Here is a 14,787-nt window from a genome sequence, read left to right on the forward strand (position 1 = left end):
AACGTTGCGCTCAACGCCGACGGGCGTTTGACGGCGCAGTCAATTCGAGAAAACGGCTACGGTCCTCTTCAAACCGCGACTTCACTGCTTCGCGCTCACGCATCTTGACATCGATCACCGAACGCTGAGCGGCGATCTCGCCCTCAATGTTGCGCAGATCCTCAGCCAGATCCGCCGGCAGCGGCTGGCCACGATAGAACTCGGTCTCCTGCGCCAACCTCGCCTTGCGCTCGAGCAATCCCTTCTCTCTCACGCGCAGGTCCGCAATGGTCCGGTCGATGTCGGCGAGCGCCCGATCGCGGCGTGCGACCAGCACTTCCTCGTTCGGGTAGGTATCGAGCAGCGCCCGGTCGAGCCGACGCTGCCGCAGCGCCGCGGCTTCGGCCTCCTTGCGCCGGCGCTCCTCCTGCTCGTGGCGTGCCGCCTCTTCCGCCGTCATCGGCGGCGGCACATAGCGCAGCAAGGTGCCCTGCGGGCCGATCTCGCGATAACCTCGGCCATAGCATGCGGCAGGCAGGATGTCCCCGCAGACCGGCTGACCGCCAATATCGCAGCAGAAAATTGTCCTTGCCTGCGCCGTGGCCACGGCCGGAGCGGCCAGTAGCAGCAGCGCCAGCGTGAGCTCAGGCAGCCTGATTGATGCCATAGGTTTTGCGATAAGCCCTGACTGCATCGAGATTGGCCGCAAGCTCGGGGCTGTCCGCCAGGTAGGCGATCAGATCTTCGAGTGTGGCGACGGCAATGACCGGCATGCCAAAGGTCTCCTTCACCTCCTGCACGGCCGAGAGCGCACCCTTGCCGCGCTCCATTCGATCCAGTGCGATCACGACTCCGGCAGGCGTCGCACCGGCGTGGCGAATGATCTCCACCGACTCGCGCACCGAGGTGCCGGCCGAAATCACGTCATCGAGAATCAGCACGCGCCCGGCAAGGGGCGCACCGACGAGCGTGCCACCTTCACCGTGATCCTTGGCCTCCTTGCGATTGAACGCGAAGGGCACGTCGATGCCCTCCTCGGCCAGCCGGATTGCCGTGCCGGCAACCAGCGGAATGCCCTTATACGCGGGACCAAAGAGCATGTCGAACGCCACGCCCGACGCTCGAATGGTTCGTGCGTAATGCCCGCACAGCGCGCGAAACGACACCCCGTCATCGAACAGACCGGCGTTGAAAAAATAGGGCGACGTACGCCCTGCCTTGGTCACGAATGAGCCAAAGCGCAGCACGCCCTTTTCGCAGGCGAGGACAATGAAATCCCGGCTAAAATTCACGATCTGTTTTTCGCTCCGCAACACGACTGGACGTCTGCCAATGTTACGCATCATCTCTGCCAACCTCAACGGCATCCGCTCCGCCACCAGCAAAGGATTTCTCGGCTGGCTGCAAAAACAGGATGCCGATTTCGTGTGCGTTCAGGAACTCAAGGCCCAATCGGCAGACCTGAGCGACGACATGCGGGCTACCGGCGCGCTGTCGGGCTGGTTTCACGCCGCGGAAAAGAAAGGCTACAGCGGCGTCGGCATCTACAGCCGGCATACACCCGACCGCGTCGTGGAAGGACTCGGCATCGCCGACATCGATGCCGAGGGTCGCTACCTCCAGCTCGATTTCGGCGCGCTGTCAGTAATTTCGCTCTATCTGCCTTCGGGGTCGAGCTCGGAAGAGCGCCTGCAGATCAAGTTCAGCTTCATGGACCGTTTCCTGCCCCATCTCGACGAACTCAGTGCAAGCGGACGCGAAGTCGTGATCTGCGGCGACTGGAACATCGCGCACAAGGAGATCGACCTCAAGAACTGGAAGAGCAACCAGAAGAACTCCGGCTTCCTGCCCGAAGAGCGCGCCTGGTTCAGCCGTCTGTTCGACGAACAGGGCTGGATCGACGTCTATCGACGCCTCTACCCCGACGCAGGCGACAGCTGCTACACGTGGTGGTCGAATCGTGGCCAGGCATGGGCGAAAAACGTGGGGTGGCGGCTCGACTACCAGATCGCCACGGCCGGCATTGCACAGACGGCTCAGGCAGCGACGGTCTACAAGGAGGAGCGCTTCAGCGATCACGCCCCGCTCACTGTCGACTATGCATGGACGATTTGAGCAAGAAGCTGCGCGGCACGCGTGAGGCGGCTTGAGCAAAACCGCAGCGACCTGCATTCAAATCGGGTTTGCCATCTTGCCGCATTCGGACTAGCGTGGACCTGCATTCGCAAGGTTGCGCAAGCAGCCGTTCATTGCTGCAGGCAAGGAGATCCATCATGAATGACACGATCCATCCGTCAAGCGACAAGCTCGTATCCGATCTCAAACTCGTCGTCGCAGACGCGGAAGAATTGCTCAAGATCACAGCCGACCAGGCTGGCGGCAAGATTGGTGACGTTCGTGCCCGTCTGACCGAACGTCTGGTCCTTGCAAAAGAACGTATCGCCGACGCCGAAGCGGCCCTGATCGACAAGACCCGCAAGGCTGCGCACGCGACCGACGACTACGTACACGCCCATCCCTGGGAATCGGTTGGCGTCGCCGCCGGTGTCGCTTTCCTGCTCGGCCTGCTGGCCGGGCGCAGATAAGCACCTGCCGTGGGGGAGAGAAGGAGACCGCGCCTGGCCGACGGACTGCGTGGCTTTCTCGGTCAGGCGCTGGAAACGGCGCAGACTCGGGTCGAGCTGCTTGCGGTAGAGGTTCAGGAAGAAAAGCTGCGCCTCACCGGGCTGCTGTTCAACATCCTGCTGTGTGCGCTGTTGCTGGCGTTCGGCATCGTGTTCCTGCTGATCTTTCTGACCGTACTGCTGTGGGAGGAACACCGCTTGCTGGCGCTTGGCATCGCCACCGGCGTCTGTCTGCTGGCGGCCCTGCTGACGGCCACCAATGCAGCACGCGAACTCAGGCGCGGCTCGCGGCTCTTTGCCGCCAGTCTGGCCGAACTTGCGCGTGACCGCGCCGCACTCAGACGCGAAGAATGAATCCGCGCCTGATCGAAATTGCATTGCGCAAGCAGGCGCTGCAGATCCGCGCAGAGCGGCAACGCGACGCACTGATGGCCCATCTAGAGGGTTTCGAATCGGCGCTCGATGTCGTCGACGAGTTCCGGGACGGCGCGCACTGGGCACGCCATCACGCCCCGCTGCTGTCGGGCGCCGTCCTGATCCTGCTCGCGAGCCGCCCCCGACAGACGTTCAGACTGGCAAAACGGGCATCGATCGCCTGGTTGCTTTACCGCCGCCTGCGTGGCGAGTCCTCAGCCAATGCCGGGCTGATGGCAATTGCGCTCGTGCGTCGCGCGGCTTCGCAACTGGTGCGCGCTGCCAAGGCAGGTCGCGCCCGGTAACGCCGCGCGGCGTCCAGCTCAGCGAGTGCGGGTGGCGGGCAGGAGCAGATGCAGCAGGATCGCCGCAATCCCGCACAGGCTCACGCCCTGCAGGCTGACACCATCGAGGTTGAGCGCCAGTCCGCCGATCCCGAAGACCAGCACCGCCGATACGATGACCAGGTTGCGTGGCTCGTCCAGATTGGTGCGGTCCGCGATCAGGGTCTTGAGGCCGATGCTCGCGACAGAGCCGAACAGCAGCATCATGATGCCCCCCATCACCGGTACCGGGATCGACTGCAGCAGGGCATTGAACTTGCCGAAGAAAGCCATCAGGACGGCAAACACGGCAGCCCACGTCATCACCTTGGGATTGAAGCTCCGGGTCAGCGTCACCGCCCCGGTCACTTCGGAATAGGTCGTCACCGGCGGCCCGCCGATCAGTCCGGCAAAAAGCACCCCCAGCCCGTCCCCCGCCAGCGTGCGATGCAGTCCCGGCTTGTCGGTATAGTCCTTGCCCGTGACGCCGCCGATCGCTACCACATCGCCCACATGTTCTATGGCCGGCGCCAGTGCGACCGGCACCATGAACAGGATCGCCGCCCATTCGAAGGTCGGTGCGACGAATTCGGGGATGGCCAGCCAGGGCGCCGACGCGATCTTGCCGAAATCGACCAGCCCCAGCACGGCGGCAAGCACGTAGCCGGTGCCAACACCGATGAGAATCGGCACCAGGCGCAGCAACCCACGTCCGAATACGGCCGCGGCGACGGTGGCGCCGAAAGACACGGCAGCGACGATCATCGCCGTGCCATACGGAACGAGTTCGACCTTGCCGTCGCCGGTCTTTCCCATCGCCATGTTGACTGCCACGGTCGCCAGCGACAGCCCGATGATCATGATGATCGGTCCAATCACCACCGGCGGCATGAAGCGGTGCACGATCTCCGCACCGTGGCGCCACACCAGGCCGGAAAACACGAAGTAAACCACCGATACGCAGGCCAGCGCCCCCATCGTGGCCGGCAGACCCCAAGTCTGCATGCTGTAGATGATGGGCGCGATGAAGGCAAAGCTGGAGCCGAGGAAGATCGGCACCTGGCGCCCCGTCACAAGCTGGAAGAGCAAGGTCCCGACGCCCGCGCCCAACAGGGCCATGCTCGGATTGAGGCCGGTCAGCAACGGCACCAGCACCAGCGCGCCAAAGGCCACGAAGAGGATCTGGGCACCGGAAATCGCCTGCCGCCACACGGGATCGGCAGACTCGATGGGCACTTCACGCATTGCAGTTCTCCTGTCGCGCCGGCCATGCGCGCCGGCGACGATCACTATCGTCAAGAGGAAATGACCGTGTCACTCAGCGGCGGTCTGACGCCGGACCGTCTGCGCGCACGGACCGGATTCAGTTGTGTTTGGTACCGAAGATCTTGTCGCCCGCGTCGCCCAGCCCGGGGATGATGTAGCCATGCTCGTTGAGATGACTGTCGATGCTGGCGGTATAGATGTCGACGTCGGGGTGGCGCTCGGCCATCAACGCAATGCCTTCCGGCGCGGCCACCAGCACCAGCGCCCGCACCTGGCCACAACCGTTGCGCTTGAGCATGTCCACGGTGGCCGCCAGCGAACCGCCCGTCGCCAGCATGGGATCGATGATCAGCGCCATGCGCTCACCGAGGTGACCAACGAATTTCTCGAAATACGGCGCTGGCTGGAGCGTCTCCTCATTACGCGCGATCCCCACCACGCTGACCTTTGCACTTGGAATCATGTCCAGCACCCCGTCCAGCATGCCGAGCCCGGCACGCAGGATGGGGACGACCGTCACCTTCTTGCCCTTGATCTGCTCGATGTCGACCGGACCGGCCCAGCCCTCGATGGTGACCGGCTCGAGCGGAAAATCCTTGCACGCCTCGTAGGCCAGCAAGCGCGCGAGCTCGGCGGTCAATTCGCGAAATTTCTTGGTGCTGATGTCGCCAGCACGCATGAGTCCGATCTTGTGGCGGACAAGGGGGTGATTGATCTGGTGGATCGGCATGGACATTCCTCGGCTCAAGGGTGGGTGAGCCGCAGTTTACCTCCAAGTTTGCGTGCGAGCCGGGGGGGCAGGCGCCCATTGCGATAAAATCTCGCCTTACTCCCGCCCCTCGTGGCCTCAAAGCACTCAAGAGAACCGTCATCATGAACATGGACGAAGTCCGGCGCGCGCGCGAAGAAGCAGACTGTCTGGCCGACGAAGCCGCCGTAGAGATGGCGCTGAACCGGATGGCAAAGGAGATCACCGAACGCCTTGCCGACAGCAACCCGCTGGTCTATACGGTGATGAACGGTGGGTTGATCCTGGCGGGGCGTATCCTCACCCGCCTGCCCTTCCCGCTCGAAGTCGCCTATCTGCATGCCACGCGTTACGGGCACGCCACGCAGGGCACGTTGCTCGACTGGCGCGTGCGCCCGACCCAGGATCTGCGCAAGCGGACGGTCCTCGTGCTCGACGATATCCTCGATGAAGGCCATACGCTCAATGCCGTCATCGAATATCTGAAGGCCGAAGGCGCCGCCGAAGTCCTTTCGGCGGTGCTGGTGCACAAAGCGCATGATCGCAAGGCCTACCCGGGCATGCGTGCCGATTTCACCGGACTCGACATCGCCGATCGTTTTCTGTTCGGTTGCGGGATGGACTACAAGGGATACTGGCGCAATGCGCCCGGCATCTACGCAGTGAAGGGCCTTTGAGGAGCAATGTCATGCTGATCATTTTCAAGTCGGGCGCCAGCGCGGACGTCATCATGCTGGGCGACGCAGGCAAGAAGCTCATTACGGCGATGGGTAAGGACGCAGACGATCCCAAGGGGATCGTCACGGTCGAACAACTGCCGGCCGCGATCGCGGGTCTCAAGGCGGCCATCGAAGCCGACCGTGCGCGCCAGGCGCAGCGTACCGAAGCCGACGAGGCCGCCGACCGCGAGGCCGGACGCACCGGCATGGCTGCGCCGGTGAGCCTTGCCCAGCGCGCCTGGCCGCTGCTGGACATGCTGGAACAGGCGGTAAAGGAAAAAGTGCCGGTGGTCTGGGGCGTCTGAGCAGGTCCGGAACGGCACCGGGCTGCCGGCACGCAATCAAGCAGCGTCAGCGCTCCGGCACACCGGCCCCGAGCCAGATGTCGAGGGCAAGCAGGGGCAGGTAAGCAAGTACGGTGGCAAGCGCCCCATCCACGCCACCGACTGCCACCCAGCAGGCGATCGGCAGCAGCCACAGCAGGTTGATCGCCGCCACTGCCAGAGTCACGGGCAAGTGCCCGCCGTACTTCAGTGCCGCGCGCTGATAGGCATGACTGCGATGCGCCTGATAGACCTTTTCGCCGCGCGCCAGGCGCCGCAGCAGCGTGAAGGTCGCATCCACCACGAATACCCCTGCCAGGATCACCCATGCCCAGAACAGCTCGGGCGCCTGAGCTGCTGCGTGGATGGACAGCGCGCCGATGACGAGGCCGAGAAAGCCGCTGCCCGCGTCTCCCATGAAGATTCTCGCAGGCGGCAGATTCCATTGCAGAAAGCCCGCCACTGCAGCCGCCAGCAACAGCGGCAACAGGGCGGATTGCGTCTGACCGAGCACGACATGGAGCAGCGCCCCGCCGCCGCAGATACAGATCGCCTCGACGCCGGCCAGACCGTCGATGCCATCCATGAAGTTGTAGAGGTTCAGCATCCACACCAGGTAGAACGCGCCGAACACGCCCGCACCCCAGCCCGGCGCCAGCACCCATCCCGCCACCGTGATCGGCGGCATGCCACCGAGCCATGCCAGCACGCAGGCCGCGGCGGCGAAATGCGCCAGCAGACGCCATCGCGCCGCAATATGACCGTGGTCATCCGCAAAGCCAATGGCCGCCACCAGTCCGCCACCGCAGACCAGGGACCACGATACGGCCGCATCGACGTTTCCAGCAGCCGCGGCCAGCGGCAAGGCGCCGAGAAAGCACAGGACGATGGCAACACCACCGCCGCGCGGCGTGGGCACCGAATGCGAACTGCGCGCAGTCGGTCGATCGAGCAGATCGCGCGCAAGCGCATAGCGGCGCATCCATGCGGTCAATGCCGATGAGCACACCAGTACGAGCGGCAGCAGCCACCACGGACTCATTGTTCCGTCCTCCGCGCCATATCCTGGTGCGCGAGGAAATGTCTCGCTGTCGCGCGCAGGCCGGCATCCAGTGAGCAAGGCGGCGTCCACTCCAGCATCTCACGGGTTTTGGAAACGTTCACCTGCAGCGAGCCCAGCAGGCGCGCAGCCGCCGCACGCTGCCCAAGCACAGCGGCAACGTGGGCGAGCAGCGCCGGCGGAACCGCAAACAGCCGATCTCGACAGCCGACAGCAGCGCACAGTTTTCGCAACAGCACCGACGTCGACACATCCTCGTCGTCGGACACCAGGAACACCTGATTGGCCGCCGCCGGATGGTTCATGCACAGGATGATCAGATCAACGAGATTATCCAGCCCGACCAGGCTGCGCCGATTGTCGACCGCGCCGAACGGTAGCGGGACGCCGCGTCGCACCCAGCGCAGCATGCGCTCGAAATTGGCACCGACGCCAGGGCCGTAGACCAACGGCGGACGGAGGACAACGAGCTCCATCCCCGACGCCCGGGCCATCGCCGTCAGCCGCTGCTCCGCCTCCAGCTTCGACATGCCGTACGGGCATTCGGGCGCAGGCATATCCTCCGCCCGGAACGGCCTTCCCGGCGCCGTCTGCTCGCCATTGACCTTGATCGAACTGATGAACACGAAGCGTCGCACCCCCGCCGCGGCGGCCTGCCGTGCCAGGTTCAGTGTGCCGTCGACATTCACCTTGCGGAATTCGGTCAGCGGGTCGCGTGCCGCTTCGTGCATGACATGGACCCTGGCTGCGGTGTGGACAATCGAGTCCACGCCGGCAACGAGCTGCGTCCAGTCGGCCTCTGCATCGAGCACGGGGCCGCGCTGAAAGCGGCCCTCCGCGTCATCGGTCCGCGCCACTGCGCGCACCGCGTGGCCGCGCTGTCGCAGTTCACGCACCAAGGCTGCACCGACGAACCCGCTCGCGCCGGTAACAAGGCAAACGCCGGTCTGCATCATCCGTGCATCGCCGCGCCGCCGACGCCTTGCGAAACAGCCTCGAGGCGATATTCAGCGCCAGCCAAGCTCTCCATGCTCAATGCGCCTCGTCCCAGTTTTCGCCTGCACCCACCTCCACCAGCAATGGCACAGCCATATCTGCCACGCTGCCCATCAGCCTTGGCAATTCCGCGCGTATCGTCTCAAGTTCGTCCGCCGGTACCTCCAGCACCAGTTCGTCATGCACTTGCAGTACCAGGCGCGACTTCAGGCCCGATGCTGCCAGCCAGGCGTGCACGGCAATCATCGACTTCTTGATCAGGTCGGCTGCTGTTCCCTGCATCGGCGCATTGATTGCCGCACGCTCTGCCGCCTGCCGGCGTCCGGCCTGGCTGGCACGAATGTCCGGCAGATGGAGACGACGGCCGAATACGGTTTCAACGTAGCCTTTGTCCCTGGCCTCCGCCTTGATGCGCTCCATGTAGTCCGCCACCCCCGGATAGCGGGCAAAGTAGCGATCGATCCAGGTTTGCGCGGCCGAACGTTCGATGCCCAGGTTCTTGGCCAGACCGTGCGCGCTCATGCCATAGATCAGGCCGAAATTGATCACCTTGGCATAGCGACGCTGCTCGCTGCTGACGTCTGCCGGCGCAACGCCGAACACTTCGGCTGCGGTGGCACGGTGTACATCCTCGCCGTGGGCAAACGCGTCGAGCAGACGGGCATCGCCCGACAGATGCGCCATGATGCGCAGTTCGATCTGCGAGTAGTCGGCGGACACGATGAGGTGGTCGCGCGGCGCGATGAAGGCTGCCCGGATGCGTCGCCCCTCCGCAGTGCGGATCGGGATGTTCTGCAGATTGGGCTCCGAACTTGCCAGGCGCCCTGTGACTGCGGTGGCCTGCGAGAAACTGGTATGAACGCGGCCAGTGCGCGGATTGACCATGCGCGGCAGCTTGTCGGCATAGGTGCTTTTGAGCTTGGCCAGACTGCGATGCTCGAGCAGCAGCTTGGGCAAGGGGTAGTCCTCGGCAAGCTGGGTGAGCACGTCTTCGTCGGTCGACGGCTGGCCAGTGGCAGTCTTCTTCACCACCGGCAGGCCAAGCTTGCCGAACAGGATTTCGCCCAGTTGTTTGGGTGAGCCGAGGTTGAAGGGTTGCCCGGCAAGGTCGTGCGCCTCGCCCTCGAGCACCATCAGCCGGCGACCGAGCTCCTCGCCGTGCTGGGCAAGGAGAAAGGGATCGATGAGCACGCCGGTACGCTCCATGTCGAGCAGCACAGACAGCGTGGGCAGCTCGATCTCGCGATACAGCGTGGCCAGGCGCGGCACGGACTCGACCTGCGGCCACAGCTTGCGGTGCAGGCGAAGCGTAATGTCGGCGTCTTCCGCGGCGTACTCGATGGCACGCTCGACCGCGACCTCGTCGAAGCCGATCTGCTTGGCGCCCTTGCCACACACGTCGGTGTACGGGATGGTGGTAAGGCCAAGGTGGCGCTTGGCCAGCGAATCCATGTCGTGCGTGCGGTCGCTCTCGATGACGTAGGACTCGAGCAGGGTGTCATGCGCAATGCCGCCGAGGCGGATGCCGTGATTGAGCAGCACATGGGCGTCGTACTTGAGATTCTGCCCGACCTTGGCGTGCGCATCGGATTCCAGCCAGGGTTTGAGCGCTTGCAATGCCGCATCCAGCGCCAACTGATCGGGCGCATCCGCGCCGCGATGGGTCAACGGCAGGTAGGCGCCCTCGCCCTTTTCGGTGGAGAAGGACATCCCCACCAGGCGCGCCGCCATCGGGTCGAGGCTGGTGGTCTCGGTATCGAAGGCGGTCAGCGCCGCCGCATCGAGCTTCGCCAGCAAGGCATCGAAGGCCCCCTGATCGAGGATGCCGACATACCCGGCACGATGCGCGTCGGGATCGGCCGGCGCTTCGTCGGAGGAGTCGGGCGCGGTGGCCGCCCCGTCGCCCCGGTCGCCGTCGCCCAGATCCTTCAACCAGCCGCGGAATTCGAAGCGCTCGTACAAAGCCTTGAGCGCCGCCTTGTCGTCTGCGCGCGCCGGCAGGTCCTCGAGTTGAAGCGGGAGTTCGACATCGGTGGCAACCGTCACCAGACGCTTGCCCAGGGGCAGAAAATCAAGATGCTTGCGCAGGTTCTCGCCAACCTTTCCACCGACCTTGTCGGCGTTGCTTATCAGGTTGTCCAGCGTACCGTATTCGCTCAGCCACTTCACCGCGGTCTTGGGACCGCACTTCTCCACGCCCGGCACGTTATCCACGGTGTCGCCGACCAATGCCAGGTAATCGATGATGCGATCCGGCGGCACGCCGAACTTGGCGGCGACACCGGCTTCGTCCAGCACCTCCTCGCTCATCGTATTCACCCAGCGCACGCCTGGCTGCACCAATTGCGTCAGATCCTTGTCGCCGGTCGAGATCACCACGTCCCAGCCACGTTCGACAGCCATCCGTGTCAAGGTGCCGATGACATCGTCGGCCTCGACCCCCTCGATCGACAGCAGCGGCCAGCCTTCCGCCTGCACCGCTTCATGCAGCGGTTCGATCTGGGCACGCAGGTCGTCTGGCATCGGCGGGCGGTGCGACTTGTATTCCGGATACCAGTCATCACGAAAGGTCTTGCCCTTGGCATCGAATACGCAGGCGCGGTATTCCGCCTTGTAGTCGCTCTCGAGCCGACGTAGCATCGACAACACGCCACGAATGGCGCCAGTCGGCTCCCCGCTCGAATTGCGCAGGTCGGGAAGGGCGTGGAAGGCACGATAGAGATAGCTGGAGCCATCGACGAGCAGCAGGGTGGGCATCCTGGAATATCCTTGGGGAAACCTCGGCCGTGCGCAGCGTTCAAACCCGCGTGAGCACACCGAACCAACTAGAAAAAGAGAAGAAACATCATGACCGCAAAAGAGAAACTCTCCCGCAGTGCTCCCGAGCGCACCGCGACGCGCTTTCACGCGCGCGAGTCGTGGCGAATCTTCGGAATTATGGCAGAGTTCGTCGAAGCCACCGAACGCCTCAACGCCATTCGACCGGCCGTCTCCATCTTCGGCAGCGCACGCATTCCGCCCGACCACAGCTATTACATCCTGACCGAGAAGATCGCCCGACTGCTGTCCGATGCCGGCTTTTCGGTGATCTCGGGTGGCGGGCCCGGCATCATGGAGGCCGCCAACAAGGGCGCCTACTTCGGCAAGAGCCCGTCGATCGGGCTCAACATTCAGCTGCCGATGGAGCAACAGGCCAACCCTTACCAGGACATCTCCCAGACCTTCCAGCACTTTTTCGCGCGCAAGTTCATGTTCGTGCGCTTTGCCAGTGCCTATGTCGTCATGCCAGGCGGTTTCGGCACGCTGGACGAACTGCTGGAGGCGATGACACTGATCCAGACGCACAAGAGCCGCAGCATTCCGATCATCCTGGTGAACGGCCCGTTCTGGAAAGGTCTGATCGACTGGTTCCGCGACCGGCTGGTCGCCGAGCGCATGATCAATCCTGCGGACCTCGATCTCATCCAGATCATCGACGACCCCGAGGATGTCGTCGAGGCCATCTTCAAGCACTATGAAACGCGCGGTTTCATGCCGCTGCCCGAAGAACACGAATTGATGCTCAATCTTTGACCAACGCTGCGCGGACACCGGCGCACGGCGTCCGTGACCACCCGATCCGAATGCTAGAATCCGCTCCTCTGAAGGAGAACACCATGCGCCGTACCCTGATTGCCCTGTTGCTGGCCGCATCGATGCCGGCACTGGCTCAGCAAGCCCCGAAGCTCGAACCGATCCCCGAGCCGCCACCGCCACCGCCGGGCATGACCGATATCGAAGAGCCGCAGGTCACCATCGTCAAGCGCGGCGAGGACACCGTCTCCGAATATCGCATCCACGGCAAGCTCTACATGGTCAAGGTCACGCCACCGCACGGCGTACCCTATTACCTGATCGACCGCGAAGGCACCGGTCAGATGGTGCGGGACGACAGCGCCCCCACGCTGTCCGTGCCGATGTGGGTCATCAAGTCCTGGTGAGTCTTGTCGCCCATCGCATGCTGCGCGGCTTTGCACCGGTCTATCGCAAGGATGCACGCGTGCTCCTGCTGGGCAGCATGCCCGGGCAGGCCTCGCTCGTCGCCGGCCAGTATTACGCGCATCCGCGCAACGCCTTCTGGCCGATCATGGGCGAATTGTTCGAGGCCGGCCCCGCCCTGCCCTACGCTGCGCGTCTCGAGCGCCTGCTCCACGCCGGCGTGGCGCTGTGGGACGTAATCGGAAGCTGCCAGCGCGATGGCAGCCTGGACAGTGCCATCGAATCGAACAGTATCGAGGCCAACGACCTGCAGGCCCTGTTCGAAGCCTGCCCCTGCCTGAACCACGTCTTCTTCAACGGCACTGCCGCGGAAAACGCATTCCGGCGCCATGTGGGCCTGTCGGGCACTAGCCGTCCGATGCATTTCCAGCGCCTGCCCTCGACCAGCCCTGCGCATGCCGCCCTCACCTTCAGCGCCAAGCTTGCTGCATGGCAGGCGGTACGCATGGCCGCGCACACCACTGACTGCGCGGCCTGAGCCCCAGTTCGCATCCCGGAGTTCCAATGTCCGTGTTCACCCCCGTGTCCGAAGCCGTACTGTCGCAGTGGCTGCAGAACTATGCCATCGGCCGCCTGACCGAACTCAAGGGCATTTCCGCCGGCGTCCAGAACAGCAATTTCTTCGTCACCACCACCCTGGGACGCTATGTGCTGACGCTGTTCGAGGGCATCGGCCGCGCCGAACTGCCTTACTACCTGCACTTGATGGCCCACCTGGCCCGCCACGGGCTGCCGGTACCGGCACCAATCGCGAACCGCGACAACGAGTATCTCGGCACCCTCGAGGACAAGCCGGCCGCGCTGGTGGTGCGCCTGTCGGGCGCGTCGGTGATGGCCCCGGACGACGCCCACTGCATGCGCGTCGGCGCCATGCTCGCCGGTCTCCATCTCGCCGGCCAGTCATATGGCCGCCGCCAACCGAATCCGCGCGGACAGGAATGGCGCCAGGCCACCGCGCTTCGCGTACTTCCCCACCTGCCAGCGATCGAACGCGAACTTCTCGAACGCGAGATGCAATATCAGGCCGGCATCGACACCGCATTGCTGCCAGCTGGCGCCATCCATGCGGACCTCTTCCGCGACAACGTCCTGTGGGATGGCGGCATCATCGGCGGCGTGATCGACTTCTACTTCGCCGGCCACGATACCTTGCTGTTCGATGTTGCGGTCACGCTCAACGACTGGTGCTCACACGAAGACGGCGCGCTCGATGCCGTCAGATGCCGGGCATTTCTCGATGCCTATCATGCCGAGCGCCCCTTTACCCCGCACGAGCGTGCATGCTGGCCGGCCATGCTGCGCGCGGCCGCACTGCGCTTCTGGCTGTCGCGGGCAGAAGACTTCCACCTCCCGCGCGAAGGCGAAATGGTGCTGGTCAAGAACCCCGACGAATATCGCGACATCCTGCGCCAACGAATCGCCTTCGCCCCGAGTCTGCCGGCGGTTTGAACTCACGCCCCCAATCCGCTAGCATCGATCACACGGCGCTGCGCCGCAACGCCCCTCGGAACTCCGCCATGCCAGCCCCGCACGCCAGCCATCATCGTCGCCATCCCCTGCCGCCACCGGGCACGGTCACACCTGCCCATGTGCTGCAATGGCTGACGAAAGGCTGGCAGCTGTTCCTCCTCAGTCCCGGACGCTGGGCAGTGATGACACTGATCTTCATTGTCATCATCGCCGCACTCGGTGTCGTACCCCTGATCGGCTGGGCCGCGGCACCGGTTGCCCTGCCAGTCCTGGTCGCGGGACTGGTCGCGGGCGCGGACGCCCTCAGCCGAGGCGAGGCACTGCGTGTCGACCATGTGTTCGACGGCCTGCGCCGGCACGCCGGCAACCTGCTGCTGGTCGGTGGCTTTCATCTGCTTGGCGCGCTCATCGCCGCGCTCGTTGCCGCCGCCGTCGGCGGCAGCGCGATGATGACCGGCATGATGGTGGGCACCTTCGCCGGCATGGGCATGGCAGCCGGCGGCATGATGCTGGGCGTGCTTGTCTTCTCACTGTTGTGGGGCCTGCTGATGATGGCCTTGTGCTTTGCACCCGCTCTCGTCATGCTGCAGGACGTCTCTCCGCTAGACGCCATGAAGCTGTCCGCACAGGCCTGTTTTCATAACCTGCTCACCTTCCTCGTGCTGGGCGTCATCATGTACATCCTGGCGTGGGTCGCGATGCTGCCCGCAGGGCTGGGCGTATTCGTGCTGATTCCGGTGTTCGCCGGTACGCTTCATGCCGCGTGGCGTGATACCTTCTCGCCCCTGCACGCTTTGCCGGCGCACCTTGCCCACTCCGAATAGACT

At 64.2% G+C, this 14,787-nt stretch carries 18 protein-coding genes; 11 read left to right on the top strand and 7 right to left on the bottom strand.

The window, feature by feature from the left end; all coding sequences use genetic code 11:
* Window positions 1–10 precede the first annotated feature (10 nt).
* The gene (locus tag J5J83_RS10130) at window positions 11–646 is read right to left on the bottom strand and encodes a hypothetical protein (RefSeq protein WP_212348721.1); all 636 of its coding nucleotides are present in this window, start codon (window positions 644–646) and stop codon (window positions 11–13) included.
* On the bottom strand, window positions 624–1,274 hold the full coding sequence (gene pyrE / locus J5J83_RS10135; RefSeq protein WP_349251948.1) for an orotate phosphoribosyltransferase: 651 nt from the start codon (window positions 1,272–1,274) through the stop codon (window positions 624–626). Before pyrE ends, J5J83_RS10130 begins: the two co-directional genes overlap by 23 nt.
* Window positions 1,275–1,311: 37 nt before the next feature.
* Between pyrE and J5J83_RS10140 the strand changes: the two genes are divergently transcribed.
* The 4 genes from J5J83_RS10140 (at window position 1,312) to J5J83_RS10155 (ending at window position 3,322) form a co-directional block, all read left to right on the top strand.
* On the top strand, window positions 1,312–2,094 hold the full coding sequence (locus J5J83_RS10140; protein ID WP_212348726.1) for an exodeoxyribonuclease III: 783 nt from the start codon (window positions 1,312–1,314) through the stop codon (window positions 2,092–2,094).
* Between the two features lie 158 nt (window positions 2,095–2,252).
* Complete coding sequence (locus tag J5J83_RS10145) at window positions 2,253–2,564, top strand: DUF883 family protein (RefSeq protein WP_212348729.1); 312 nt, start codon at window positions 2,253–2,255, stop codon at window positions 2,562–2,564.
* A gap of 9 nt (window positions 2,565–2,573) precedes the next feature.
* On the top strand, window positions 2,574–2,957 hold the full coding sequence (locus J5J83_RS10150) for a phage holin family protein (RefSeq protein WP_212348732.1): 384 nt from the start codon (window positions 2,574–2,576) through the stop codon (window positions 2,955–2,957).
* Window positions 2,954–3,322 carry a YqjK-like family protein gene (locus tag J5J83_RS10155; protein WP_212348735.1) on the top strand — a complete coding sequence of 123 codons (369 nt, stop codon included), beginning with the start codon at window positions 2,954–2,956 and terminating at the stop codon, window positions 3,320–3,322. The genes J5J83_RS10150 and J5J83_RS10155 overlap by 4 nt, the downstream gene beginning before the upstream one ends.
* 18 nt (window positions 3,323–3,340) lie before the next feature.
* Here the strand turns inward: J5J83_RS10155 and J5J83_RS10160 are convergent, their stop codons facing one another.
* Both J5J83_RS10160 and upp read right to left on the bottom strand, forming a co-directional pair.
* Entirely contained in the window at window positions 3,341–4,585 is a 1,245-nt protein-coding gene (locus J5J83_RS10160; protein WP_212348738.1) for a uracil-xanthine permease family protein, read from the bottom strand.
* Between the two features lie 118 nt (window positions 4,586–4,703).
* Window positions 4,704–5,336, bottom strand: coding sequence for a uracil phosphoribosyltransferase (gene upp / locus J5J83_RS10165; RefSeq protein ID WP_212352978.1), 633 nt, complete (start codon window positions 5,334–5,336; stop codon window positions 4,704–4,706).
* Between the two features lie 143 nt (window positions 5,337–5,479).
* On the opposite strand from upp, the gene J5J83_RS10170 reads away from it, so the two are divergent.
* Entirely contained in the window at window positions 5,480–6,031 is a 552-nt protein-coding gene (locus J5J83_RS10170) for a hypoxanthine-guanine phosphoribosyltransferase (RefSeq protein ID WP_212348741.1), read from the top strand.
* Window positions 6,032–6,042: 11 nt separating this feature from the next.
* Window positions 6,043–6,378, top strand: coding sequence for a DUF1840 domain-containing protein (locus tag J5J83_RS10175; protein ID WP_212348743.1), 336 nt, complete (start codon window positions 6,043–6,045; stop codon window positions 6,376–6,378).
* A 46-nt stretch (window positions 6,379–6,424) separates the two neighbouring features.
* On the opposite strand, the gene J5J83_RS10180 is transcribed toward J5J83_RS10175, so the two are convergent.
* From J5J83_RS10180 to polA, 3 genes are all read right to left on the bottom strand, one after another.
* On the bottom strand, window positions 6,425–7,438 hold the full coding sequence (locus J5J83_RS10180; protein WP_212348746.1) for a glycosyltransferase family 4 protein: 1,014 nt from the start codon (window positions 7,436–7,438) through the stop codon (window positions 6,425–6,427).
* Complete coding sequence (locus J5J83_RS10185; protein WP_212348748.1) at window positions 7,435–8,412, bottom strand: SDR family oxidoreductase; 978 nt, start codon at window positions 8,410–8,412, stop codon at window positions 7,435–7,437. Before J5J83_RS10185 ends, J5J83_RS10180 begins: the two co-directional genes overlap by 4 nt.
* Before the next feature lie 76 nt (window positions 8,413–8,488).
* The gene (polA, locus tag J5J83_RS10190) at window positions 8,489–11,209 is read right to left on the bottom strand and encodes a DNA polymerase I (RefSeq protein ID WP_212348751.1); all 2,721 of its coding nucleotides are present in this window, start codon (window positions 11,207–11,209) and stop codon (window positions 8,489–8,491) included.
* 90 nt (window positions 11,210–11,299) lie between these two features.
* Between polA and J5J83_RS10195 the strand changes: the two genes are divergently transcribed.
* From J5J83_RS10195 to J5J83_RS10215, 5 genes are all read left to right on the top strand, one after another.
* Window positions 11,300–12,025: a TIGR00730 family Rossman fold protein gene (locus tag J5J83_RS10195; RefSeq protein WP_212348754.1), complete on the top strand. Its 726-nt coding sequence runs from the start codon at window positions 11,300–11,302 to the stop codon at window positions 12,023–12,025.
* Window positions 12,026–12,108: 83 nt separating this feature from the next.
* Window positions 12,109–12,432 (top strand): DUF2782 domain-containing protein, encoded by a 324-nt coding sequence (locus tag J5J83_RS10200; protein WP_212348757.1) that lies wholly within the window; start codon window positions 12,109–12,111, stop codon window positions 12,430–12,432.
* A gap of 17 nt (window positions 12,433–12,449) precedes the next feature.
* Window positions 12,450–12,968 carry a DNA-deoxyinosine glycosylase gene (locus J5J83_RS10205; protein WP_212352980.1) on the top strand — a complete coding sequence of 173 codons (519 nt, stop codon included), beginning with the start codon at window positions 12,450–12,452 and terminating at the stop codon, window positions 12,966–12,968.
* Window positions 12,969–12,994: 26 nt separating this feature from the next.
* The gene (locus J5J83_RS10210; RefSeq protein ID WP_212348760.1) at window positions 12,995–13,939 is read left to right on the top strand and encodes a homoserine kinase; all 945 of its coding nucleotides are present in this window, start codon (window positions 12,995–12,997) and stop codon (window positions 13,937–13,939) included.
* A 68-nt stretch (window positions 13,940–14,007) separates the two neighbouring features.
* On the top strand, window positions 14,008–14,784 hold the full coding sequence (locus J5J83_RS10215) for a BPSS1780 family membrane protein (RefSeq protein ID WP_212348762.1): 777 nt from the start codon (window positions 14,008–14,010) through the stop codon (window positions 14,782–14,784).
* The last annotated feature ends 3 nt before the right edge of the window (window positions 14,785–14,787 follow it).

Source organism: Azoarcus sp. L1K30 (genome assembly GCF_018122735.1).
Lineage (GTDB): Bacteria > Pseudomonadota > Gammaproteobacteria > Burkholderiales > Rhodocyclaceae > Parazoarcus.

Coding starts and splice junctions, on each gene's coding strand:
- J5J83_RS10130 (WP_212348721.1), bottom strand. CDS start 646: ATGGCATCAATCAGGCTGCCTGAGCTCACGCTGGCGCTGCTGCTACTG.
- J5J83_RS10200 (WP_212348757.1), top strand. CDS start 12,109: ATGCGCCGTACCCTGATTGCCCTGTTGCTGGCCGCATCGATGCCGGCA.
- upp (WP_212352978.1), bottom strand. CDS start 5,336: ATGCCGATCCACCAGATCAATCACCCCCTTGTCCGCCACAAGATCGGA.
- J5J83_RS10145 (WP_212348729.1), top strand. CDS start 2,253: ATGAATGACACGATCCATCCGTCAAGCGACAAGCTCGTATCCGATCTC.
- J5J83_RS10170 (WP_212348741.1), top strand. CDS start 5,480: ATGAACATGGACGAAGTCCGGCGCGCGCGCGAAGAAGCAGACTGTCTG.
- J5J83_RS10175 (WP_212348743.1), top strand. CDS start 6,043: ATGCTGATCATTTTCAAGTCGGGCGCCAGCGCGGACGTCATCATGCTG.
- J5J83_RS10205 (WP_212352980.1), top strand. CDS start 12,450: ATGCTGCGCGGCTTTGCACCGGTCTATCGCAAGGATGCACGCGTGCTC.
- J5J83_RS10185 (WP_212348748.1), bottom strand. CDS start 8,412: ATGATGCAGACCGGCGTTTGCCTTGTTACCGGCGCGAGCGGGTTCGTC.
- J5J83_RS10180 (WP_212348746.1), bottom strand. CDS start 7,438: ATGAGTCCGTGGTGGCTGCTGCCGCTCGTACTGGTGTGCTCATCGGCA.
- polA (WP_212348751.1), bottom strand. CDS start 11,209: ATGCCCACCCTGCTGCTCGTCGATGGCTCCAGCTATCTCTATCGTGCC.
- J5J83_RS10160 (WP_212348738.1), bottom strand. CDS start 4,585: ATGCGTGAAGTGCCCATCGAGTCTGCCGATCCCGTGTGGCGGCAGGCG.
- J5J83_RS10140 (WP_212348726.1), top strand. CDS start 1,312: ATGTTACGCATCATCTCTGCCAACCTCAACGGCATCCGCTCCGCCACC.
- J5J83_RS10155 (WP_212348735.1), top strand. CDS start 2,954: ATGAATCCGCGCCTGATCGAAATTGCATTGCGCAAGCAGGCGCTGCAG.
- J5J83_RS10210 (WP_212348760.1), top strand. CDS start 12,995: ATGTCCGTGTTCACCCCCGTGTCCGAAGCCGTACTGTCGCAGTGGCTG.
- J5J83_RS10215 (WP_212348762.1), top strand. CDS start 14,008: ATGCCAGCCCCGCACGCCAGCCATCATCGTCGCCATCCCCTGCCGCCA.
- J5J83_RS10195 (WP_212348754.1), top strand. CDS start 11,300: ATGACCGCAAAAGAGAAACTCTCCCGCAGTGCTCCCGAGCGCACCGCG.